Raw genomic sequence first — 22819 nt, forward strand, 5'->3', positions numbered from 1 at the left:
CACGGACTCTCCCCACTGAAAGTGGGACGTGCTCTGGTAGCACCACTGACGCCTGACGAGGAATCACTCCCTCGCGACAGGAAGAACACTACCAGCTCAGAACGGGTGCCCGGACCGCGGTCGGGGGCGGTCAGGCGCCGGCGGTCAGGCGGGTGCGGGGGTGGCGTTGGAGGGCTTCCAGTTCGCGTTGGAGGGGCGGCTTGGGGACGGCGAGGACGGGGCAGCCGGCGTGGCGGGTGCAGTAGGCGGTGACGGAGGGGCGCAGCGCGCGGGCGAGGGCGCCGCGGCTGCCGGCGCCGAGGACCAGCAGGTCGTCCGGGCGGTCGGCACAGCGGACCAGGGCCTGGCCGGTCTCGCCGCGGACGGCGATGCTGCGCAACCGGGCGCCGGCCCAGGCGCCGCCGAAGGCCTGGTCGAGGGCGTCGCGCAGCCGGGTGGCGGCGGCGTCGCGGCAGGCGGTCAGGAGTGGCGGGCAGGGCGAGCGGCGGTAGCCGAACTCGCCGCCGGCCGGGGTCCAGCAGTGCACGGCGAGGACCTCGGCGTCGAGCCGGCGGGCCTCGGCGACGGCGCGGTGCAGGGCGGCGAGGCTGCCGAGCGAGCCGCTGACGCCGACGACGACGCGGCCGCGGCCGTCGTCCTCGGGGCCCCGGGGTGCGCTGGGGAGGTCTGTCGGCTCGTCCGCCATGGTGCTGGTCCGTCCTTCCGGCTGGTGACTGGTGTCGTCGGTCCTCAGCCAAGCCGGGCGGACGGCGGGCGGGCGGTTCGTTGACGGGCCCCTGACGCGCGCGGGCCCGGTCCGTACGGTTTCCTGACGCGGGGGGCAGGTCCGACGCGGGCCGGCACGGAAATTGCCGGACCGGATCGTGGACGCTCTGGTTGAATCCGGGGCCATGGACATCAGCGCCCAGGAGGGCGGCCTGCCCGGCCGGCCACTCCGTCACATCGCGATCCTGCTGTTCCCCGGCGTCGAGGAGTTGGACGCCATCGGCCCCTGGGAGGTGCTCGCCTACTGGACGCGCAACTTCCCCGAGGACGGCTGGCGGGTGTCGTGCGTGTCCCGTGACGGCGGGCCGGTGGAGTGCGCCAAGGGGCTGACGGTGCACGCGCACCACTCCTGGGCGTCGGCACCGGCCCCGGAGGTGGTGGTGCACCCGGGCGGGCAGGGCACCCGGCCGCTGCTGGCGGACGAGGAGCACCTGGCGCGGGTGCGGGAGCTGGCCGCGTCGGTGCCGCTGATGGCCGGCGTCTGCACCGGCGCGCTGGTGTACGCGAAGGCGGGTCTGCTGCGGGGGCGGCCGGTCACCACGCACTGGGCCTCGCTCGACCTGCTGGCCGAGCTGGAGCCGACCGCCGAGGTGCGGCGGGAGGACCGCTTCGTCGACGACGGGGACGTGATCACCTCGGCCGGGATCTCGGCGGGGATGGACATGGCGCTGCACCTGGTCGCCCGGCTGTCCTCGGTGGAGCGGGCGCGCCGGGTGCGCCGCGGCATCCAGTACGACCCGCAGCCGCCGGTGTAGCCCTCGGCGGGTGACCGGGGGGCCACCGGTGGAAGAACAGGTGACGACGGCGCGCGAGGGCGGTGGTGATGACCTGCGGTGGCGTCCGTGCCCCGGGTTCACGCGGTCTTCCGGGTACGGACCGGGCGGGCCGATGATGCCGGTGCCCCCGCCCGCCTCCGACCGGGAGTTCCCGTGTTCCGACTCGCCGCCAGGGCCGCCTCGGCCCTCGCCCTCGCCTCCGCCCTGGCGCTCACCGTCACCACCCCCGCCCTCGCCGACCCGCCCCGGCAGCCCGCCGCGAGCGACATCGCCGGCGTCGGCGCGGGCGTCACCGAGACCCTGTTCAACCAGTTCTCCACCGACTACAACGCCTCGCTGGCCGCCGCCGGGGACACCACCTCCCCGCGCCTGTACAGCTGGGACTCCACCGGAACCCCGTCCCAGATCGTCACCAAGGCCGGGGCCACCCCGATCGTCCGCCCGGACCGGACCGACGCGGGACTGGCGGCGTTGAACGCCACCACCAGCGGCACCGTCGACTTCGTCCGTGCCACCCGCCTCCCGAACGCCAACGACCTCCCCGGCAACCTGTTCGTGGCGTTCGCCAAGGACGCGGTCAGCTGGGCCGCACCGGCCGGCGGCAACGCCCCGCGGAACCTGTCCACCCACGACCTCTCCAACATCTACAACTGCCGCGTCACCAACTGGAAGCAGATCGACCCCGCGCTGCCCGACGCGACCATCGTCCCGGTACTCGCCGGCCGCCTCTTCGTCGACCGGTGGGGCGTCACGGGCGCACCGATGGAGTCCTCGGAGGCCCTCCTCAAGGCCATCGCCTACCCGCCCGCGGGCACGGACGGCTCCAGCGACCGCTCGTGCGTGCGCGTCGTCGAGCGGGGGGACCAGGGCTGGGACGCGCTCCTGCACGACCCCAACGCGATCGTGCCCTACTCCGTCGGCCGCTTCGTCGGCCAGGTCTACGGCGGGCACTCCCGCCCCGGTGACGACCCCGTCATCCTCACCGTCCGCGGCATCGACGGAATCGACCCGGTGTCCTCCGCGGACCACGCCTTGTCCCTCTCCTTCGCGAACACGCCCTACGGACGAGTCCTCTTCAACGTGGTGCGCGAGGCCGACTGGTACAGCACCTCCGCAACAGGCGGCCTGCGCAAGGTCTTCGGCCCCTCCGGGTGGATCTGCAAGAGCCCCGCCGCCGTCGCCGCCATCAAGAGCCACGGCTTCCGGCTCCTTCCCTACGGCGGCGCCTGCGGCTCGACGCTCCACCGGTGACCGACCTTCTGCGCCCCCTTCCACAACCGGGAGTCCCCGTCATGCTCCGATTCGCCGCCCGGGCCGCCGCCCTCTTCCTGACCGCCGCACTGGCACTCACCACCACCGCGCCCGCCCTCGCCGACCCGCCCCGGCAGCCCGCCGCGAGCGACATCGTCGGCGTCGGGGCGGAGACCACCGAGATGCTGTTCAACCGGTTCTCGGCCGACTACAACGCCTCGCTGGCCACCGCCGGGGACACCACCTCGCCGCGCCTGTACAGCTGGGACTCCACCGGCGGCAACGAGATCACCACCAAGGCCGGCGCGACCCCGATCGTCCGCCCGATCCGGACCGACCCGGGCATCGACACCCTCAACGCCAACACCAGCGGCACCCTCGACTTCGCGCGCTCCTCCCGTGGTCCGCGCACCTACGACCCCTCGGCCGACCTGTTCGTGGCGATGGCCAAGGACTCGGTCAGCTGGGCCGCTCCGGCCGGCGGCAACGCCCCGGCGAACCTGACCGCCGCCGACTTGCGTGAGATCTTCACCTGCGTCAAGACCAACTGGCGGCAGATCGACCCGGCCCTGCCCGACGCCGCCATCGTCCCGGTCCTGGCCGGTCACCTCCTCGTCTCCCGCACCGGCGTCGCCGGCCTGCCCTCGGACTCGTCGGACTTCTTCCTCGGCGCCATCGGCTACCAGTCCGCCCTCATGGCCGACCCCTGGACCGACCATTCGTGCGTACGCACCGTCGTACGGGGGGACCAGGGCACCGACCCGGTCCTGCACGACCCCAACGCGATCGTGCCGTACTCCGTCGGCCGCTACATCGGCCAGGTCCACGGCGGGCACACCGGGCCCGGCGACGAGGCCGGCGCCCTCACCGTGCGCAGCCTCGACGGGATCGCCCCGGTGTACCAGTCCCAGATGTCCTTGCAGTTCTCGAGCTCGGCGTACGCGCGGCTCCTCTACAACGTGGTGCGCGCGGCCGACTGGAACAGCGGGGACGCGCACGGCAGGGCCCTGCGCGACCTCTTCAGCGCCAACGGGTGGATCTGCAAGAGCCCCGTCGCCGTCGCCGCCATCAAGAGCCACGGCTTCCGGAGCATACCCGCCGGCTTCTGCGGCTCGACGGCCCACAACTGACGGCCCGCAGTCGCCACCCACCTGCTCGCCCCCGGCTTCCTCGCCGACCGCGCCGCCGCCACCGGCGCCCACCGGACGAACGCCCCGCTGGGCACCCACCCCGCGCTCGCCCGGCTGGTCGTACTCCGCTACGAGGAAGCCGGTGCGACCGCTCCGGCGCGCCGACGCCGGTGGTACCCGCACGTCAGCGCCAGGATCAGCGGCCCCCAGAGCACGAACAGCCCGCTCGTCACCGCCGCCGGCACCCGCCACCAGCCGTTGACGTAGCCGACGGCCTGGAAGCCGCCGACGTGGAAGGTGGTGAGCACCCACTGCCCGGCCAGCAGGGTGAACCCGGCACCCGACACCGCCCCGACCGCCACCACCGCCCGCCCGGGCAGCCGCTCGCCCCACGGGCGGACCAGCCCGCCGCAGAGCAGCGCGAACGCCTCGGAGAGCAGGCTGAGCGCCAGCACATAGGGGACGGTCACCCAGAGCGACAGGTCCTCGGGCGGCACGTCCATCCCCATCTGGAAGCCGAACCCGATCGGCAGCCGCCAGAGGCAGAGCGGCAGGGCGAGCAGCGGCAGGGCCCGGGCCGCGTGCCGGGCCCAGGGCTGGACGGGGTGGCTCATCGCTGCGGTGGTCATGCCTCCAGCCTCCGCGCCCGCCGCCGGCCCGGAATCCTGCGCGGGTCCGATCCCCTCCCCCGCCCGGGGGAGGCTGTTGGCCTCCTCACACCGGCCGCCCAATCCGCCTCGCCGCTCCGGCCTCCGCCTAGGGTGATCTTCCTCGGCGCGGAACCGGATGGGGTGGCACACACATGAGCGTTTCCCTGACAGCGCACCAGCTGATCGGGCTGCTGGTCGACCCGGGCGGCTACCGGAGCTGGGACGAGCCGTCGGCCGCCGAGCCCGCCGACGCCGACTACCGGGCGAGCCTCACCCGGGCACGGGAGCGGACCGGCGTGGACGAGGCCGTGCTCACCGGGCTCGGGCGGATCGGCGGGGAGCCGGTCGCCCTGATCGCCTCCGAGTTCGGCTTCCTCGGCGGGTCCATCGGCGTGGCGACCGCCGAACGGGTCACCCGCGCCGTCGAACGGGCCACCGCCGAGCGGCTGCCGCTGGTCGCCCTGCCGGTCTCCGGCGGCACCCGGATGCAGGAGGGCTCGGCCGCGTTCCTCTGCATGCTGCGGATCACCGCCGCCGTCCAGGCCCACCGGGCGGCCGGGCTGCCGTACCTCACCTATCTGCGCAACCCCACCATGGGCGGGGTGTTCGCCTCCTGGGGGACCCTCGGGCAGCTGGTGTTCGCCGAACCGGGGGCACGGCTGGGCTTCCTTGGCCCCCGGGTGTACGAGGAGCTGCGGGGCGTCGGGCTTCCCCCCGAGGTGCAGCGCGCCGAGACGCTCGCCGAGCGCGGGCTGGTGGACGCGGTGGTGGCGCCCGAGGAGCTGCGCGAGGTGCTGCGCCGCTCGCTGTCCGTGCTCTCCCGCCGGGCGCTGCCCGCCCCCGTTCCCCCCGCCGGCACGGCCGGAGCCGCCGGAGCCGCCGAGCGCCCCGACGCCTGGGAGGCCGTGCTGCGCACCCGCCGCCCCGACCGCCCCGGCACCCGCGAACTGCTGCGCCGCACCACCGAGGAACTGGTGCTCCTCGACTCCCCCGGCGGCCGCGACGGCGCCCTGGTCCGCGCGCTCGCCGTGCTGGGCGGGCAGCCCGCCGTGGTCGTCGGCCAGCAGCGGCAGAGCGGCGCCCGGGAACACCCCTTCACCGCCGCCGACCTGCGTGCCGTCCGCCGCACCGCCCGGGTCGCCGAACAGCTCGGCCTCCCCCTTGTCACGGTGGTCGACACGGCGGGCGCCGAACTCTCCGTCCAGGCCGAACTGGACGGCGTGGCCGTCGAGATCGCCCACTGCCTCACCACCCTGCTCGCCCTGCGCACCCCCGTCCTCGCCGTCCTCCTCGGCCAGGGCTCCGGCGGCGGCGCCCTGGCCCTGCTGCCCGCCGACCGCGTCCTCGCCGCCGCCAACTCCTGGCTCGCCCCGCTCCCGCCCGAGGGCGCCTCGGCCATCGTCCACCGCGACGGCACCCACGCCCCCGACCTGGCCCGCTCCCAGGGCATCGGCGCCCACGACCTCGCCGCCGTCGGCCTGGTCGACACGGTGGTCCCCGAACTCCCCGACGCCGCCGACGAACCCGCCGCCTTCTGCGCCCGCCTCGGCCACGCCGTCGCCACCGCCCTGGCCGCCCTCACCGCCACCCCCGAACCCGCCCGCCTCGCCGCCCGGGCCGCCCGCCACCGCCGGCTGGGGGACGTCCACCACCACCGCTGACGCCACGCCTCGGCGCAGCCGGCGTCGTCCGGACGGCCAGGCCCGGATGCGGCGTTCCCGGCGGCGGACGACGATGCGAGCGGCCGCGGCACGCGCGACGCCGAAGGAGGAGGAGGAGGCTGTGGCAGGTCCGGCTCGCATACCGCTGGAGGGCGGGGGCCGGGTGCTGCTGGAGGGCGCCCGGCGTGGCGGCGGGGCCGGTGAAGGCCGACCGGCTCGGCGAGGCCGTCCGCGATCTGCCGACCACCTTGCAGGGCGCCCTCGTCCCGGTGACCACGGCCGCCCCACGCGGCGCTCGACGAGCTGCGCCGGATCGGTCCCGACGAGATCGCGGTGGAGTTCGGGACCGACCTCTCGGTGGAGGCCGGGGCCGTGATCACCAGGAGCGGCGCCAACCGCCACCTGCTGGCGCGGGTGACCTGGCTGCACGGCAGCCCCGGCGGCAACGGATCCTGGCCACCGGCAGCGACGACACCACGGCAGAGCTGTGGAATGCGTCCCGCCCCAGCCTTCCGAGGCGATCCGGAAGATCTGCCAGTCCGTCGGCCGCGATCTCAGCGCCGACGAACAGGTCTACCTGTCCGTTCTCTGGGAGCCTCACCCGCATGGTGTGACGTGGCGCGGAGGGCTGTCGTTGGTGCTCTGAGACTCGTTCTCGGGGGGTGTGGCTCTGTGGCGGGTTGTTGCACGCATCCGTCGGACTCTGGAGTTGCACATGCGGGCCTTTCCTGTCGTCCTGCCGTCAGGCAGCCGGTAAGTCGAAGGCGGCATGGGTCATGCCGGTGGACTTCCTGGTGGTCCAGGCCTTCGATCAGTACAGCGTCGAGCGCCATGAGGCCCTCGGAGCGGGCGGCAGAGACGTCGCCGACGCGGGCGGCTCACTGGACGAAGTGCAGGCCCTCCTGGGACACAAGAGCCCCCTGTCCTCCCAGCCCTACCTGATCCCCGACCGGTCCCGCCTGCGCGAGGCCGTCGAGCACGTCCCCACCCCGCGCGTGAACCCGCAGGGAGAGCACTGATGGCCTCGCCCCTGCCCGTACCGCCGCCGGACCAGCCGGACACCCGGACCCGGGAGATCACCGACGCTCTGGACCCGCGCTTGCTGACCCTGTTGAGCTGGGACTGGGACCTGCGGGTGGTCTTCTTCCCGAAGAGCCACCCCGTGCTGGGCATGCCGGACTGCCGGTCGACGACTTCGTGACCCTGCCCCGCACCGAACACTTCCGCTCCGTCGGCCATGTCCCGTGCATAGTTCCCGGATGCGAGCGTCCCCGCAAGACCGTCCGCGCCGGTCTCTGCACCGCCCACCATGGCCGGCGCGAAGGAATCGGAATCCCGGTGGAGGAGTACCTGCTGCTCCCCCAGGCGCTGCCCTTGCCGAGCTTCGGAACCTGCCGGGCTGCCGCCTGCTACCTCCAGCGCCGGGGACGGCGGGTGGCTCGAAGACCGTGGCCCACCAGCTGCGCCGGGTCTGCGACCGCCTTCGCGCGGCGGGGACGCCCTGCCTGGAGACACTGTCCGACGCCGAGCTGGCCGAGCCGCACCGCGCCTGGGTCAACGCCCTGCCGGAGTTCCTCGTGCCAGTCGTCGTGGAGACCGACGGGCAGCCGACGACGGTCAAGCTGCCGTTCGACAAGGCCAGGATCTTTCCCTACGCCTACCGGCACACGTACGCTCAGCGGCACGCCGACGCTGGCGTGGCCCGGACGTTCTCCAGGCTTTGATGGACCACCGGCAGATGCCGACAACCGAGGGCTGCTACCGGGCGGGCCAGGAGCGCAAACGCGAGGCGGTCGACCGCGTCACCGCCCTGCAGTTCGACCGGCATGGCAACCGCGTCTGGCGCAAGGTCCAGGGGCTGCTGGACTCGGAGCACGTGCGCCGGGCGATCGGTGAGGTCGCCACCGCCTACGGCGTCTGCCTGGAGCCCTCCAACGTGGCGGCCGGCGGTCGCGCCTGCCCGCTGCGGTTCCGCTGCGTGGGTTGCGACCACTTCCGCACTGACATCTCCTACCTGCCGGACCTGGAACGCTACCTCGCCGACCTGCTCCGCAGCCGCGAGTGGCTGATGTCCGCGTTCGAGGCCGATGACTGGGCCCGCTCGGAGGCCATGCCGTCCGAAGAGGAGATCCGCAGGGTCCGGCGCCTGATGACCCGGGTCGAGGCCGACCTGGACGACCTCACTCCCGAGGACCGCGCGCAGATCGAGGACGCGGTCTCGGTGGTCCGCCGCGGGCGCACGGACATGCTCGGCCTGCCGAAGGTTCGACAACCACTACCCGACGTCCGCCCCTGGAGGACCGGATGATCCCCGCCATGCGCGACGGGCGCCAGGCTGGCACCGACCGCCGTCGCCAGCGCGTTACCGATGCGATCACGAACGCCGTGAAGAACGGCACCCCGATCAGCGTCTCCGGCGTCGCCCGCCAGGCTGGCGTGGACCGTACGTTCCTGTACCGACACCGCGACCTGCTCGCCCTGGTCCACGCCGCAGAACTCCAGCCCGCAGGCCAAGACCCGGTCGGCTCGCTGGTCAGCCGCGCATCTCTTCAGGCCGACCTCGCCAACGCCCAGGCCCGCAACACCCGTCTGACCACGCGCGTCCAGCAGTTGGAGAAACGCCTCTCGCAGGCCTTGGGTGAGCAGGCCTGGAAGGACTCCGGTTTGGGTGTTCCCGCCGACATCGACGAACTCCAGCGCCGGATCACCAGGCTGGAGCAGGAGAACATCCGGCTCACCGCCGCTCTGGAGGAGACTGGGGCCGATTTGGATGCGGCTCGGGCGGCCAACCGGGACCTGACCCGGGCCCTCGACCGGACCTCGGCCGCTCGGGCCGTTCAGGAGCACAGTGGACCCGGCCAAGAGCCGGCGAGGCCGTAGAAGACCGCACAGTCCGACCGGCCTTCAGCTCACAGCCTGAGCGCCCCGCCCGGGGCGCTCAGGCCGCAGCCGTACTCGGTAGGAGCGAGCGAGCCGTGCCCTACTCGCGGATGCCTGCTGCTTCGATCGCCCGTCGGCGGGTTGCCCGCCAGGTCGCTGCCGACGCGGTGACCAGGGTGACGAGGGCGCAGAGCGCGATGGTCCCCCCGATCTGGGTCCATGGGATCACCGTCGGCGCGCCGGTCATGAGCTTGTTCAGCGAGACGTGCTGGGTCGCCGCGGCGAGGCCGGTCGCCACGGCGGCGAGCACGGTGCCCACGACTACCGCCACGGCCGACTCGGCCGCGGCCACCTTCACGATCTGACTGCGCACCGTTCCGGCCAGCCCGAGGAAGGCGAACTCTCGTCGTCGTCCGGTCATCGCCATGATCAGGGTGTTGGCGACCGCGATCAACGCGTAGGCCAGCGCGATCCCGAGGATGATCACCGCGGCATTGTCCGTCTGCTCTGCGGCGTGCGCGCGCTGGGCCTCCATGTAGGCGTCGTGGCTCATGACGTGTGCGCCGGAGCCGGCCAGCGCCTGGTTCACTGCGGCCGTCCGCTGCGCGTCGAGCGGCAGGCCCGCGCCCGTCTGGGAGTCGAGGTAGACCCGGCTCGGCATCACCGCGCCGGTCAGTGATGCGGACAGGTAGGTGTCGTCGCCGTTCAGGCCGCGTGCGACGACCGCGGCGATGACGGTCGGCACCCGCGCGCCGGTCGGCAACAGGGTGACCACATGGTCCCCGGCCGAGAGACCGTCGGACTGGGCCGCGTGCTCGTCGATGACCAGGAAGTTGTCGGGCAGCGAGGTGAGCGAGCCGGAGACCACGGGTGGTGTGATGGTCGTGCCCAGCGCGGACGCGGGTACCGCGTTCGTCCTCAGCGAGTCGATCTGCTCGCCCTCCGCGGTGCCGATTCGGATGTTCATCGAGGTGACCGGGGTGACCTGCACCCCGGGCACGGCCGCCAGCTTCTCCAGCGTCCGCGCGTCGATCCCTGTGCCGCCGGGCACCACCACGTCGGCCGCGTGGACCTCCTGCTGCTGGCGGGCCAGGACCGCGGCGTCACCGGACTTCTGCATCGTCAGCAGAGTGGCGACCAGCCCGACAGCCACCACGATCGGCGCCACCGTGGCGGCCGTACGCCGCCGGGAGGTGAGGATGTTCTCGCGCACCAGCAGCGGGCCGGCCTTGGCCGATCCGCGCAGCGGGCCGATCAGCAGCCGGGTGACCGGCCGCAGCAGGATCGGCGCCAGCAGGGTGACCGCGCCGACGTACAGGACCGGGACAGCCTCGTACTTGCGGGCGCTGGCCGCCAGGTACGGCTCGCTCCGGGCGATGACGGTCCCCGCCGCGACTGCGCCGATCAGCATCCCGATCCCCAGCAGCCACCGGATCGGGGTCATCACGCGGCGCTCCACCGCGCTCTCGCGCAGCACCTCGATCGGCCGGATCCGCGAGACCCGGACCAGGGTGGCGGCCGAGCCGGCCAGCGCCGCGGCCACACCGATGGCGAAGGAGAGCAGCAGCGGCAGGGGGTTGAAGGGGATGGTGAACCAGGACGGGGCCATGTTGTGGTCGAGCATCCAGGAGCGCAGCGGCACGGTGCACAGCGGGGCGAGTACGCAGCCGGCGACGGCTGCCGCCAGGCCGATCAGAAGTGCCTCGGCGAGGACCATGCGCCGCACCTGCCGGGGTGAGGCGCCCACCAGCCGCATCAGGGCCAGTTCGCGGCGGCGCTGCTCGGTGGCGAAGGCGAAGGTCGCGATGACGACGAACACCGCGACGAACACCGCCAGTCCGGTGGTGCTGCCCGCCATCGCTTGGGCGTTGGCCAGGGCCTGGGCGCCGCCGGTGGAGTCGGGGTCGAGCCGGGTCAGGTCGTCGCCGGTGAGGACCAGGGCCCGGCCGCCCACGAGGGCGGACAACTGCTCGGCGTTCTGGTCGGTGACCAGGGCGTTGACGCCGGGCGACAGGCGCTGGGCCTCGGCGTCGCTGAAGAAGACCGCGTTCTCGAACCAGAGCGCGTCGGTGACTCCCACCACGCGGTAGTGGCCGGCGCCCTTGAAGGTGGTGGCCTGGGCCTGACCCTCGATCAGCGACCGGTCACCGCCGACGACGACAATCTCGTCAGGGGCCTGCGGCGCGCGCCCGGCCACCAGGTGGTAGCCCGCGAAGGCGGCCGAGGACCACGGGTGGCCGGTCGTCCCCGCGGAACCGGGGTTCAGCCGCACCGGGAAGCTGCGGTCGGGTGTGGCCCTGCCCGCCGCGCCCACCTTCGCCACGACCTCGGCCGGCAACACCGCCGGCGCCTTCATCGGGCGCCCCTCGAAGCCCTGCGGCGCGACCACCACCTGGGCTTCCTTGAACCGCTGCGGCCCCGGGTGCGGCGTGCCGAAGGTGGCCGCCAGGGTCAGCGTCATCATGCCGATCATCGTCGTGCCGAGCGCGAGGGCGATGAAGGCGCCCACGAAGCCCGTCAGACGGTGGCGCAGGGTGGCTGCGGCGATCTTCAGCACGGATTCGTCCCGCTTCCGCCGGGCTCCAGCGCGGCCATCCGCAGGGCCACGGTCTCGGCCGTCGGCTCGAACAGCTCGCCGGTCACCCTGCCATCGGCGAGGAAGACCACCCGCTGCGAGTACGAAGCGGCCACCGGGTCGTGCGTGACCATGATCACCGTCTGCCCGTGCTCCTCGACGACACCGCGCAGCAGCGCCAGGACCTCCCGCGCGGTACGCGAGTCCAGCGCGCCGGTCGGCTCGTCCGCGAAGATCACCTTGGGCCTGGTCACCAGCGCACGCGCGATCGCGACCCGCTGCTGCTGACCGCCCGACAGCTCGGCGGGCCGGTGCTCGCCACGCTCCGCGAGGCCGACCTCGGCCAGCCCCCGGTCGATCGCCACCGAGTCGATCGGGCGCTCGGCCAACCGCAGCGGCAGCTCGACGTTCTGCCGCGCCGTCAGCGCCGGGATCAGGTTGAAGGACTGGAAGATGAAGCCCATGTGCTCGCGGCGCAGCTCGGTCAGGGAACGCTCGGAGAGCTCGTGCAGCGGCGCGCCGTCGAGCAGGACCCGGCCCGCGTCGACTCGGTCGAGGCCCGCCGCACACTGCAGCAGCGTCGATTTGCCCGAACCCGAGGGGCCCATGATGGCGGTGAAGGTACCCGCCTCGAAGTCGACGTCCACCCCGTCAAGCGCCCGCACCCGATTGTTACCACGGCCGTATGTCTTGTCCACGGCAGTCAGGCGGACGATGTCGCCCGCCCTCTCCGCACCGACGAAGGCCGGGCTCGAAGCCCGTGCCGGTAGAGCCTTGTTCCGGAACACTCGCGCGCCTTTTCCATGGGGGCATCGGTCGGGGCATCGGTCACCCGCCTCACCGACGCTAGGGCCGTTCGCGGCATCCACGCCTCCGGACTGCCCCTGATCTCGACCCTGAGGAACCCCTGACCTGTGCTGTGCGACATCCCGCGGGTTCTCCTGATCCCGCCGTAGAAGTGTCACGCGACCCGACGCTGAGCTCAGCCGACGGCATCACTCCGGCGAGGGACAGCGCAACACCTGTTGCACTCGATAGCGTCCTCAGCACTGCCGTTGAGCTGCGCCGACTCACCTGACCTCGTCGTGCAACACCGATCTGCCCCGGAGAAGGGTCAGCCACTCGGCCGACCCGGCCTGCCACAAGAGCTGACGCGCGGCCTAGCGGCGATAGTCGCTCCTCGTCGCGTCGCTCGGTACCCCGGGCGCGTCCGGTCCGGACATCCACCCCTCGGGGCAGCGCAGCACGGCGTCGATGAACGACACCGGCGGCAGATAGCCGTGGCCGCCCACGTAATGGGCGATGAGTGTGGGCGCAGCGAAGACCTCCCCGGGGGCACCGGGAACGCGGATCTCACTGGTCCCCAGGTAGAGCACATCACCCTTGTGCTCAACGGTCGGCAGGCCCGTCCACGTGTCGCCGCGGGGGCACAGCTCGCAGACGTGGAAGCCCCGCGTCGAGTTCACGTCCTGCCAACGGATGATGTCGAGGAGGCGACCGAGGAGGCCCTCGGGGCCGGCCCCCGTCGTGTACCTGTGCTGCCCGCTCAGCCAACCCACGTTGATCCGGTGATAGGCGGGCACGAACGAGGCGGAGTAGGGACCGTCGGCCACGACGTCGTCGGAGAAGTAGCCGTAGGGGCTGAGATCAGGGAAGAAGGCCACGGCGCTGTCTAGCACGCCGTGCGAAGAAGCGTCACCACGGAACGGGAGGTCGGCCGGTCCGACGTCCCACTCCACCTCCGGCGATCGCGGGCCCGGGGCCCGGCGGTGACGGTGGGTCGGTGCCGGAGCAACCGCCCAAAACAGACACGGCGACAACTTGTCCTCATATACGACAAGTTTTGACGATTCGGTGCTTTACTCCCGTCTCAAGATCAGGTCCCCACTGCCCTGATCCCCGGTGCGTACACGGAAGTCCGACGCCGTGCGTGCCGACGCTTCCGACCTGGAGGGATGTCCGGAGTGAACTGGTCAATGCGGGAGCCAAGATCCGCCGAGGGGCGCGGGCGAGCCTTGCACATACCCGGGGGGTACTGAATGAGCACCATGGTTCGCCGCCCCGGGCGGCACCGGGGGCGGCCGCGCCGCTCGCTCATAGGGCTGCTGGTGATGGCCCTGATGATCGGAGCGGGCGCCGTCGCGTTCCCGCTCCTCACCGCGCCGCAGTCGCACGCGGCGGCGGGTGATCCGTTCAATCCGGCGGATCCGCAGGTGTTCGTCGCGCAGGAGATACCGACCCGCCTCTACAGGGCGACCACCGGCGCGTCCGGCAGTGTCGCCTTCCAGCCGGAGGGTCCGACCGCCTCGATCGGCTACAACGCCATCAGCTACCGCGCGGCGGACAACTACCTGTACGGGATCGCCGCAGACGGTTCGACCATCCGGATCGGACAGGGCGGCGTCGTCACCCGGGTGGGTACCGACGTCGTGCCGGGCTTCATGAATGTGGGGGCGTTCGGGCCGGACGGAGGCTTCTACGTCACCCACAGCGCGTCCGACACGGTCCACCGGGTCAACGCCGCCACCGGCCAGACCACCTCGACGATCAAGCTGACCGGCGTGGTGACCGCATCCGACTACACCTACGCGAACGGATTCTTCTGGGGCGCCGCCCCGGACGGAAAGATCATCCGTCTCGACATCCTCGGTGCGACCAAGGCGGTCACGACCTTCCCCGCCACGCCGGTGACGGCGAGTGCCTCCGGCTTCGGCGCCGCCTGGACGTTCGGCAACGGAAACATCGGCTTCTCCGACAACTCGTCCGGCACGGTCTACCAGGTCAGGATCACCAACCCGGCGGCGGCGACCCCGACGTTCACCCTCGTCTCCACCTCACCCGGGCCGCTCAGCGGCAACAACGACGGCGCGGCCTCGTCCGGTCTGCCGACCGACCTCTCGGTCGTGAAGAGCGGGCCGGACCTCGTCAAGCCGGGCACCCCCGTGACGTACACGCTCAAGGTGCGGAACAACGGACCCGGCAACTCCAGCGGTTACACCGTCACCGACACCGTCCCGGCGCCGCTGACCAATGTGAAGACCTCGACGCCCGGGTGCACCGTGGCCGGCAACACGGTGACGTGCGTCGGCGGGCGCACCCTCGCGGGAGTCGAGAACACCATCACCATCACGGCGAACGCCCCCGCCACGATGACCGGCTGCGTCACCAACACCGGGTCGGTGCTGGCCAACGAGCAGGACCCGACCGCGGGCAACAACCAGTCCTCGGTGACGTCCTGCGCCTCGGCGCCGGCGCTGACGGTGGAGAAGTCGGCCACCCCGGGCACCGTGAGCGCGGTCGGCGAGAGCGTGAAGTACTCCTTCGTGCTGACCAACACCGGCAACGTGGAGCTGTCGAACCCGGGCGTCACGGAGACGGCGTTCACGGGCAGCACGCCGCCGGCCGTCACCTGCCCGGCCGGTCCGCTGGCCGCGGGTGCGTCGCTGACCTGCACCGCCTCCTACACCGTCACCCAGGCCGACCTGGACGCCGGCTCGATCAAGAACACCGCGACCGCGCACGGCACCGCTCCGGGCGACACCGCTCCGACCGTCTCCCAGCCGGACTCGGCCACGGTCACCGCAACGTCCGCCCCTGCTCTGAAGGTGGTCAAGTCCGCCACCACGAGCCAGCCGGACAGGCTGGTCCTCGGTGAGCAGATCACCTACAGCTTCGTGGTCACCAACACCGGCAACGTGACGCTGAAGGACGTCAAGGTCAACGAGACCACGTTCACCGGCACCGGCGCCGCGCCGGTCGCCACCTGTCCCACCACCGAGGCCGCATCCCTGGCCCCCGGCGCGGAGATGATCTGTACGGCCACCTACACGGTGACCCAGGCGGACGTCGACGCGGGCTCGATCAAGAACATCGCCACCGGCACCGGCAACCCGCCGACCGGTCCGCCCCCGGTCTCCCCGCCGTCCGAGGTGACCGTCCCGGCGCCGAACGACCCGGCGCTGACCGTGGTCAAGTCCTCCTCCACCGACAAGCTGGTGGCCGGCGAGAAGATCACCTACAGCTTCCGGGTCACCAACACCGGCAATGTGACACTGAAGGACGTCAAGGTCACCGAAGGCGCGTTCACCGGCACCGGCGCGCTCGACCCGGTCAGCTGCCCGAGCGGGGCCGCCTCGCTGCCTCCGGGCGCCTCCGTCACCTGCACCGCCACCTACACGGTGACGCAGGCGGACGTGGACGCGGGCTCGGTCAAGAACAGCGCCACCGCCACCGGCACCCCGCCGAGCGGCCCGCCCCCGGTCTCCCCGCCGAGCGAGGTGACCATCACCCAGCCTCCGGCTCCCGCACTGACGGTGGTCAAGTCCGCCACCAGCAGCCAGCCGGACAAGCTGGTCCTCGGTGAGCAGATCACCTACAGCTTCGCCGTCAAGAACACCGGCAATGTGACGCTGAAGGACGTCAAGGTCACCGAGGGCCCGTTCACCGGCACCGGCACCCTGTCGCCGGTCACCTGCCCGACCGCCGAGGCCGCATCCCTGGCCCCCGGCGCGGAGATGACCTGCACTGCGACCTACACGGTGACGCAGGCGGACGTCGACGCGGGCTCGGTGAAGAACACCGCGACCGCCACCGGCACCCCGCCCACCGGCCCGCCCCCGGTCTCCCCGCCGTCCGAGGTGACCGTCCCGGCGCCGAGCGACCCGAAGCTGACGGTGGTGAAGTCGGCTTCCACCGGCAAGCTGGTCGCCGGTGAGACCCTCACCTACTCGTTCGAGGTGAAGAACACCGGCAACGTCACCCTCAAGGACGTCAAGGTCACCGAGGGCGCGTTCACCGGCACCGGCACCCTCTCCCCGGTCACCTGTCCCACCGCCGAGGCCGCCTCCCTGGCCCCGGGCACGTCGATGACCTGCACCGCCACCTACACGGTGACGCAGGCGGACGTGGACGCCGGTTCGGTGAAGAACAGCGCCACCGCCACCGGCACCCCGCCGAGCGGCCCGCCCCCGGTCTCCCCGCCGAGCGAGGTGACCATCACCGAACCTCCGGCTCCCGCTCTGACGGTGGCCAAGACCTCCTCCACCGACAAGCTGGTGGCCGGCGAGAAGATCACCTACAGCTTCCGGGTCACCAACACCGGCAACGTCACGGTCAAGGACGTCAAGATCACCGACGGCCCGTTCACCGGCAGCGGAAAGCTCGACCCGATCACCTGCCCCACCGCCGAGGCCGCATCCCTGGCCCCGGGCACGTCGATGACCTGCACCGCCACGTACACGGTGACGCAGGCGGACGTGGACGCGGGCTCGGTCAAGAACAGCGCCACCGCGACCGGTACCCCGCCGTCCGGCCCGCCGCCGGTCTCCCCGCCGTCGGAGACGACAGTGACCACCCAGGACCAGCCCGGCCTGTCCGTGGTGAAGTCCGCATCGACCGGCACGCTGGTCGCGGGTGAGGAGATCGTCTACAAGTTCGAGGTCACCAACACCGGCAACGTCACACTCAAGGACGTGAAGGTCACCGAGGGCACGTTCACCGGCAGCGGCACCCTGTCGCCGGTCACCTGCCCGAGCGGGGCCGCTTCGCTGGCGCCCGGCGCCGTCGTCACCTGCACCGCCACGTACAAGGTCACCCAGGCCGACGTGGACGCGGGCTCGGTGAAGAACTCCGCCACCGCCACCGGCACCCCGCCGCGCGGCGAGCCGCCGGTCTCCCCGCCGTCCGAGACGACCGTGCGGACGACCGACCAGCCCGGCCTGTCCGTGGTCAAGACCGGTCACAGCAGCAAGCCGGACGAGCTGGTGGTCGGTGAGCAGGTCCGGTACGACTTCACCGTCACCAACACCGGCAACGTCACGCTGAAGGACGTCAAGGTCACCGAGGGCGCGTTCACCGGCAGCGGCACGCTGTCGCCGGTCACCTGCCCGACCGCCGAGGCCGCCTCCCTGGCCCCTGGCGCGTCGATGACCTGCACCGCCACCTACACGGTCACCCAGGCCGACATCGACGCCGGCTCGGTCAAGAACGCCGCCACCGCCACCGGCACCCCGCCGCGCGGCGAGCCGCCCGTCTCCCCGCCCTCCGAGACCGTCGTCCCGGCGCCGGAGAAGCCGGCGCTGGCGGTCGTGAAGACCTCCTCCACCGACAGGCTCGTCGCCGGTGAGCAGATCACCTACACGTTCGCCGTCACCAACACCGGCAACGTCACGCTGAAGGACGTCAAGATCAAGGAGGGCGAGTTCACCGGGCACGGCAAGCTCGGCGCCGTCGTCTGTCCGAAGGAGGCCGCCTCCCTGGCCCCGGGTGCGGCGGTGCTCTGCTCCGCCGCCTACACGGTCACCCAGGCCGATGTGGACGCGGGCTCGGTGAAGAACAGCGCCACCGCCACCGGCACCCCGCCGTCCGGCCCGCCGCCGGTCTCCCCGCCGTCCGGGACGACGGTGACCACGCAGGACCAGCCCGGCCTGTCCGTGGTCAAGTCCGCTTCGAGCGGCCAGGAGGACAAGCTGGTCGCGGGCGAGAAGATCACCTACAGCTTCGCGGTGCGCAACACCGGCAACGTGACGCTGAAGGACATCAAGATCAACGAGGGTGGGTTCACCGGGCACGGCAAGCTCGACCCGGTCGTCTGCCCCACCGCCGAGGCCGCCTCGCTCGCGCCCGGCACCACCGTCACCTGCACCGCCACCTACACGGTGACACAGGCCGACGTGGACGCGGGCTCCGTCAAGAACACCGCGACCGCGACCGGCGTCCCGCCGCGCGGCGAGCCGCCGGTCTCCCCGCCGTCCGAGGTGGAACTGCCGCAGCAGCCGAAGCCCGCGCTCTCGGTGGTCAAGTCCGCCGAGACCGAGAAGCCCGGCAGGCTCGTCAAGGGCGAGAAGATCACCTACCGGTTCGCCGTCACCAACACCGGCAACGTCACCCTCAAGGACGTCAAGGTCACCGAGGGCGAGTTCACCGGCACCGGCAAGCTCTCCCCCCTCACCTGCCCCAACGACACGGCCTCCCTCGCGCCCGGCGCCACCGTCACCTGCACCGCCACCTACACGGTGACCCAGGCCGACGTCGACGCCGGCACGATCCGCAACACCGCCACGGGCACCGGCACCCCGCCGCGCGGCGAACCGCCGGTCTCCCCGCCGTCCGAGGTGACCGTCCCGTCCAACGGGCAGGGCGCGCTCGGCCTCACCAAGACCGCCGAGGTCACCGACGTCAACCAGAACGGGAGGACCGACACCGGCGACCGCATCGAGTGGAGGCTGACCGTCGCCAACCAGGGCACCGCCACCGCCACCGGCATCAAGGTCGACGACCCCACCGCCGGTGAGGTCACCTGCCCGAGGAACAGTCTGGCCCCGGGCGAGTCGATGGTGTGCACCACCAAGCCGCACACCATCACCGCCGAGGACGCCCAGCGCGGCAGGGTCGTCAACACCGCCACCGCCACCGGCAGCGCCGGCGGCACCGGGCTCACCTCCCCCGAGGCCACCGCCACGGTGAAGGCCGAGCCCGGCACCCCGACGGCACCCGGTCCCGCGGCCCCGAAGCCGTCCGGGCCGACGGGCATCCTCGCCCGCACCGGCGCCGCCGTGACGACGGTGGCGGGGATCGGAGGCGCGCTGCTGGTCCTGGGCGCGCTCGCCCTCGCCCTCAGTAGGCGCCGCCGCAACCACTGAACCGAGGACCGACCGGCCGGGTGACCACCGGCCGGGCCGACCAGAGCCCCGCCGGGCGCCGCGGAATCCATCCGCGGCGCCCGGCGGGGCTCGGTCGTGGAGGCGCCCGCGCCGCGCGAAGTCCCCGTCCGGGCAGGCCCGTTGTGGCGCCGGTCTCAGATCAACCGCGACTCGGCGTGGCGGCGCGCGTCGTCCTCGGTGACGGCGGGGCCCGGCGGCCGGTGAGTGCGCTCACAAGGAATCCCTCGGCACGACGGGCGGTAGTGCTCGGGCCGATACCGGGGCGGGGGTGGAGTCGCCGCAGGTCAGGGGGCGAGCCAAGGGTCCTTCGAATCGACGGCGCGCGCGATCGCTACGACCGGGCGTCGTAGCGGAGGGGTCTTGGCAGCGGGCAAACCCGTCTGGCAACAATTGGTCTCGTCGCCGGCCGCACCCGGTACCTGTCCCACCGGAGTGCGGCTCTTCACACGACTGTCCGGCGCACGCCCCGCGACCGTTTCGGCCCCTGTCCGGCCACGGTCCGGGCGGGGCGAACGCCGGCCCAACCTGATTGAGGTCTTGTTCTTCATGCCCGCTTTCAAGCTTCGTATGCGTACCTCCGCCGCCGTTCTCGCCGGCGCCGCCGCCGTGACCGCCCTCGGTGCCGGCCTGGTGCCCGCCACCGCCTCCGCCGCGACGCCGCAGGCCATCGCCGCGCAGATCGTGCCGGCGAACCAGCTCTCCTCGTTCAACCAGATCATCGCCCACGAGTCCAGCTGGAACGTGACCGCGGTCAACCCGTCCTCGGGCGCGTACGGCCTGGCCCAGGCGCTGCCGGGTTCGAAGATGGCGACGCACGGCGCCGACTGGAAGACCAACCCGACCACCCAGATCCGCTGGGCGCTGGACTACATGAACGACCGCTACGGCAGCCCGAACAACGCCTGGGCGTTCTGGCAGACCCACCACTGGTACTAAGCCGACCACCGGTAGGCACCCAGTAGCAGGTACATCGGCTTCCGGACCATCTGTCCCCCCTCACCCCGGGGTCGGACAGGGACCACCGGGGTGACCCATGGCCCGGCCGCGCGCGATCCGCGCGGCCGGGCCTTCGGGCGTTCCCGGGCCGGTCGCGGCACCGGACGCTCCGATATATTCGGTCCGAGACGAAGTCCCGCCCGGCCCCGACCGAGGAGCACCCGGTGCCCAAGTCCCCGCGCACCCCGGCGACCGCCACCACGCAGACCGTGGCGCAGGTCAACCAGACCGTGCTGCTGGAGGTGCTGCGCCGGCACGGGTCGCTGTCCCGGCAGCGGCTGGCGGCCGAGAGCGGCCTGTCGACGGCCACCGTGCACCGGCTGGTCGAGGTGCTGCGGGCGGCGGGGCTGGTGCTGGTGGAGGCCGAGCGCGCGCCGTCCAGCGGCGGGCGGCCGCCGCAGCTGATCCGGTACAACGCCGGGGCGCAGACGGTGCTCGCGGTGGCGCTGCGCCCGCGCCGGATCGTCGGGGTGGTCGCCGACCTGCACGGCACCGTGCTGCACGAGGCCGAGCACCACTGGGCGGCGGGCCTGGGGCCCGAGCGCGACCGCGAGCCGTCCGCCGAGGACCTCACCGGACCGCTGCTGGCGCTGGTCGACGGGCTGCGGACGTGGGCCGCCCGGCACGCGGGCGCGCCGCGCGCGCTGGTGCTCGGGGTGCCGGGGGTGGTGCGGGACCGCACCGGGCTGGTGGAGTTCGCCCCGGCGCTGGACTGGCCCGGGCTGCGGCTGCGCGCGCTGCTCCAGGAGCGGCTGGGCATCCCGGTGGCGGTCGAGAGCAATGTGGACCTGGTCGCGCTGGCCGTGCAGCAGAGCGAGGAGGCCGCCGGGGTGGGCGATCTCGCCGCGGTGGTGGTCGGCATCGAGGTGGGCGCCGGAATCGTGCTGGGCGGGCGGCTGCACCGGGGCCGGCTGGGCTCGGCGGGCGCGCTGGGGTACCTGATGGGCGACCGCCGGACGCTGGACCGGCCGCTGGGCCGCACCGGCGACACCCAGGCGCGGATCGGCGACCACGCCGTGGACCGGCGGATCGCCGAGGCCGGGCTGACCGTCTCGGGGACGTCGGCCGAGCGGGTCGCCGAACTGTTCCGGCTGGCCCGGGAGGGCGTGCCGGCGGCGGTGCGGCTGGTGGACGAGTTCACCGACGACCTGGCCCTGCTGGTGGCCAACCTCACCAGTGTGCTCGGCCCCGAACTGGTCGCGCTGGGCGGGCGGTTGCTCTGGGAGAGCGGCGGCGAGATGCTGCCCGCGATCGAGTCCCGGCTGCAGGGGCGGGTGCCGGTGCTGCCGCGGCTGGTGGTGGTGCACTCGACGACCACGGAACTGGTGGGCGCGGCCGCGGCCGCCGTCCGGCTCACCGACGGGGCCACCTTCATCACGCACTGAGCCGCCCGGCTCCCTCCGGCCATGCCCTCGGCCCACTATTTCTCAGTGTGATAGAAACTCCTCGTGGCCACTCGACCAAAGGAGACCCGGATGTTCGCGGCCGCCTTCGCCATGGACCCGGCCCGGTTCCCCGACGTCTACGGCCCCGAGGCACGCGCCCGGGTGCTGGCACGGGCGGAACCCGTCGAGGACCCGGCCGCCCCCGGCGGCGTCTGGTCCCCCGAACGGCTCGCCGACGCTCCGGACGCCCTGCGCGACATCGAGGTGCTGTGCACCGGCTGGGGCGGGCCCGTGCTCGACGCGGCGGCGTTGGAGCGGATGCCCCGGCTGGCCCTGGTGCTCTACGCGGCCGGGTCGGTGCGCCGGATCGTCACCGAGGAGTTCTGGGCCGCCGGCATCCCGATCGTCACCGCCGCCCACGCCAACGCCGTACCGGTCGCCGAGTTCGCCGTCGCGCAGATCGTCTACGCGCTCAAGGACGGCTGGCGCCACGTGCTCGCCGCCCGCGCCGCCCGCGCGCCCGTGCGGGTCGGCCGGGCACCCGGGGCGTACGGCGCCACCGTCGGCGTGCTGTCGCTCGGCGAGACCGGGCGGCTGGTCTGCGAGCGGCTGCGCGCCTACGACCTGCGGGTCGTCGCGCACGACCCGTACGCCGAACCGCCGCCGGGGGTGCGCGCCGTCGGGCTGGACGAACTCTTCGCCACCGCCGACGTGGTGAGCGTGCACACCCCGCTCGTCCCCGAGACCCGGGGGCTGGTCGGCCGGCGCCTGCTCGCCTCGATGAAGCCCGGCGCCACCCTCCTCAACACCGCGCGCGGCGCCGTCCTGGACGAGCCGGCCCTGCTCGACGTGCTCGCCGAACGGCCCGACCTGTTCGCCGTGCTGGACGTCACCGACCCTGAACCACCGCTGCCCGGCTCGCCGTTGTTCACTCTGCCGAACGTCGTGGTCACCCCGCACCTGGCCGGCAGCCAGGCGCTGGAACGGCGACGCCTCGGCGACCTGGTGGTGGGAGAGTTCGAGCGCTGGACACTCGGCGAACCGCTCCGCTGGGCCCTCGACCGCCGCGCCTACGAACGGATGGCCTGA

Annotated in this window: 18 protein-coding genes; 13 read left to right on the top strand and 5 right to left on the bottom strand. The window is 72.8% G+C overall.

Translation table 11 applies throughout. The annotated features are described in order from the left end of the window. Positions 1 to 130 precede the first annotated feature (130 nt). A complete protein-coding gene (locus ACFZBX_RS28600; protein ID WP_391536683.1) occupies positions 131 to 685 on the bottom strand; it encodes a universal stress protein in 555 nt (184 codons plus the stop codon). 205 nt (positions 686 to 890) lie between these two features. Between ACFZBX_RS28600 and ACFZBX_RS28605 the strand changes: the two genes are divergently transcribed. The 3 genes from ACFZBX_RS28605 to ACFZBX_RS28615 all read left to right on the top strand — a co-directional run bounded on the left by ACFZBX_RS28605 (position 891) and on the right by ACFZBX_RS28615 (position 3922). Beyond that, positions 891 to 1520 carry a DJ-1/PfpI family protein gene (locus ACFZBX_RS28605; protein WP_391536684.1) on the top strand — a complete coding sequence of 210 codons (630 nt, stop codon included), beginning with the start codon at positions 891 to 893 and terminating at the stop codon, positions 1518 to 1520. A 174-nt stretch (positions 1521 to 1694) separates the two neighbouring features. Next, positions 1695 to 2792: a substrate-binding domain-containing protein gene (locus ACFZBX_RS28610; protein ID WP_391536685.1), complete on the top strand. Its 1098-nt coding sequence runs from the start codon at positions 1695 to 1697 to the stop codon at positions 2790 to 2792. 41 nt (positions 2793 to 2833) lie between these two features. After that, entirely contained in the window at positions 2834 to 3922 is a 1089-nt protein-coding gene (locus tag ACFZBX_RS28615; protein WP_391536686.1) for a hypothetical protein, read from the top strand. 128 nt (positions 3923 to 4050) lie between these two features. Here the strand turns inward: ACFZBX_RS28615 and ACFZBX_RS28620 are convergent, their stop codons facing one another. Beyond that, positions 4051 to 4551: a hypothetical protein gene (locus ACFZBX_RS28620; protein WP_391536687.1), complete on the bottom strand. Its 501-nt coding sequence runs from the start codon at positions 4549 to 4551 to the stop codon at positions 4051 to 4053. A gap of 173 nt (positions 4552 to 4724) precedes the next feature. Here ACFZBX_RS28620 and ACFZBX_RS28625 point away from each other — a divergent pair, with 173 nt between their 5' ends. From ACFZBX_RS28625 to ACFZBX_RS28650, 6 genes are all read left to right on the top strand, one after another. Next, positions 4725 to 6233: a carboxyl transferase domain-containing protein gene (locus ACFZBX_RS28625; protein ID WP_391536688.1), complete on the top strand. Its 1509-nt coding sequence runs from the start codon at positions 4725 to 4727 to the stop codon at positions 6231 to 6233. 776 nt (positions 6234 to 7009) lie between these two features. Further along, positions 7010 to 7252, top strand: a complete 243-nt coding sequence (locus ACFZBX_RS28630; protein ID WP_391536705.1) for a hypothetical protein — start codon at positions 7010 to 7012, stop codon at positions 7250 to 7252. Continuing rightward, on the top strand, positions 7252 to 7434 hold the full coding sequence (locus ACFZBX_RS28635; protein WP_391536689.1) for a hypothetical protein: 183 nt from the start codon (positions 7252 to 7254) through the stop codon (positions 7432 to 7434). Before ACFZBX_RS28630 ends, ACFZBX_RS28635 begins: the two co-directional genes overlap by 1 nt. Positions 7435 to 7681: 247 nt before the next feature. Further along, a complete protein-coding gene (locus ACFZBX_RS28640) occupies positions 7682 to 7957 on the top strand; it encodes a hypothetical protein (protein WP_391536690.1) in 276 nt (91 codons plus the stop codon). Between the two features lie 14 nt (positions 7958 to 7971). Then, positions 7972 to 8541: a hypothetical protein gene (locus ACFZBX_RS28645; RefSeq protein ID WP_391536691.1), complete on the top strand. Its 570-nt coding sequence runs from the start codon at positions 7972 to 7974 to the stop codon at positions 8539 to 8541. Further along, a complete protein-coding gene (locus ACFZBX_RS28650; protein WP_391536692.1) occupies positions 8538 to 9113 on the top strand; it encodes a DUF6262 family protein in 576 nt (191 codons plus the stop codon). The genes ACFZBX_RS28645 and ACFZBX_RS28650 overlap by 4 nt, the downstream gene beginning before the upstream one ends. A gap of 100 nt (positions 9114 to 9213) precedes the next feature. On the opposite strand, the gene ACFZBX_RS28655 is transcribed toward ACFZBX_RS28650, so the two are convergent. From ACFZBX_RS28655 to ACFZBX_RS28665, 3 genes are all read right to left on the bottom strand, one after another. Beyond that, positions 9214 to 11670: an FtsX-like permease family protein gene (locus tag ACFZBX_RS28655; protein WP_391536693.1), complete on the bottom strand. Its 2457-nt coding sequence runs from the start codon at positions 11668 to 11670 to the stop codon at positions 9214 to 9216. Then, positions 11664 to 12353, bottom strand: coding sequence for an ABC transporter ATP-binding protein (locus ACFZBX_RS28660; protein WP_391536694.1), 690 nt, complete (start codon positions 12351 to 12353; stop codon positions 11664 to 11666). The genes ACFZBX_RS28655 and ACFZBX_RS28660 overlap by 7 nt, the downstream gene beginning before the upstream one ends. 495 nt (positions 12354 to 12848) lie before the next feature. Further along, complete coding sequence (locus ACFZBX_RS28665) at positions 12849 to 13427, bottom strand: hypothetical protein (protein WP_391536695.1); 579 nt, start codon at positions 13425 to 13427, stop codon at positions 12849 to 12851. Between the two features lie 300 nt (positions 13428 to 13727). Here ACFZBX_RS28665 and ACFZBX_RS28670 point away from each other — a divergent pair, with 300 nt between their 5' ends. From ACFZBX_RS28670 to ACFZBX_RS28685, 4 genes are all read left to right on the top strand, one after another. Continuing rightward, entirely contained in the window at positions 13728 to 19328 is a 5601-nt protein-coding gene (locus ACFZBX_RS28670; protein ID WP_391536696.1) for a DUF6923 family protein, read from the top strand. A 567-nt stretch (positions 19329 to 19895) separates the two neighbouring features. Then, the gene (locus ACFZBX_RS28675) at positions 19896 to 20285 is read left to right on the top strand and encodes a transglycosylase SLT domain-containing protein (protein ID WP_380759067.1); all 390 of its coding nucleotides are present in this window, start codon (positions 19896 to 19898) and stop codon (positions 20283 to 20285) included. A gap of 224 nt (positions 20286 to 20509) precedes the next feature. Further along, positions 20510 to 21730 (top strand): ROK family transcriptional regulator, encoded by a 1221-nt coding sequence (locus ACFZBX_RS28680; protein WP_391536697.1) that lies wholly within the window; start codon positions 20510 to 20512, stop codon positions 21728 to 21730. Positions 21731 to 21793: 63 nt separating this feature from the next. Continuing rightward, entirely contained in the window at positions 21794 to 22819 is a 1026-nt protein-coding gene (locus tag ACFZBX_RS28685; RefSeq protein ID WP_391536698.1) for a hydroxyacid dehydrogenase, read from the top strand.

It is taken from the genome of Kitasatospora sp. NPDC008115 (genome assembly GCF_042957205.1).
Classification (GTDB): Bacteria; Actinomycetota; Actinomycetes; order Streptomycetales; family Streptomycetaceae; genus Kitasatospora.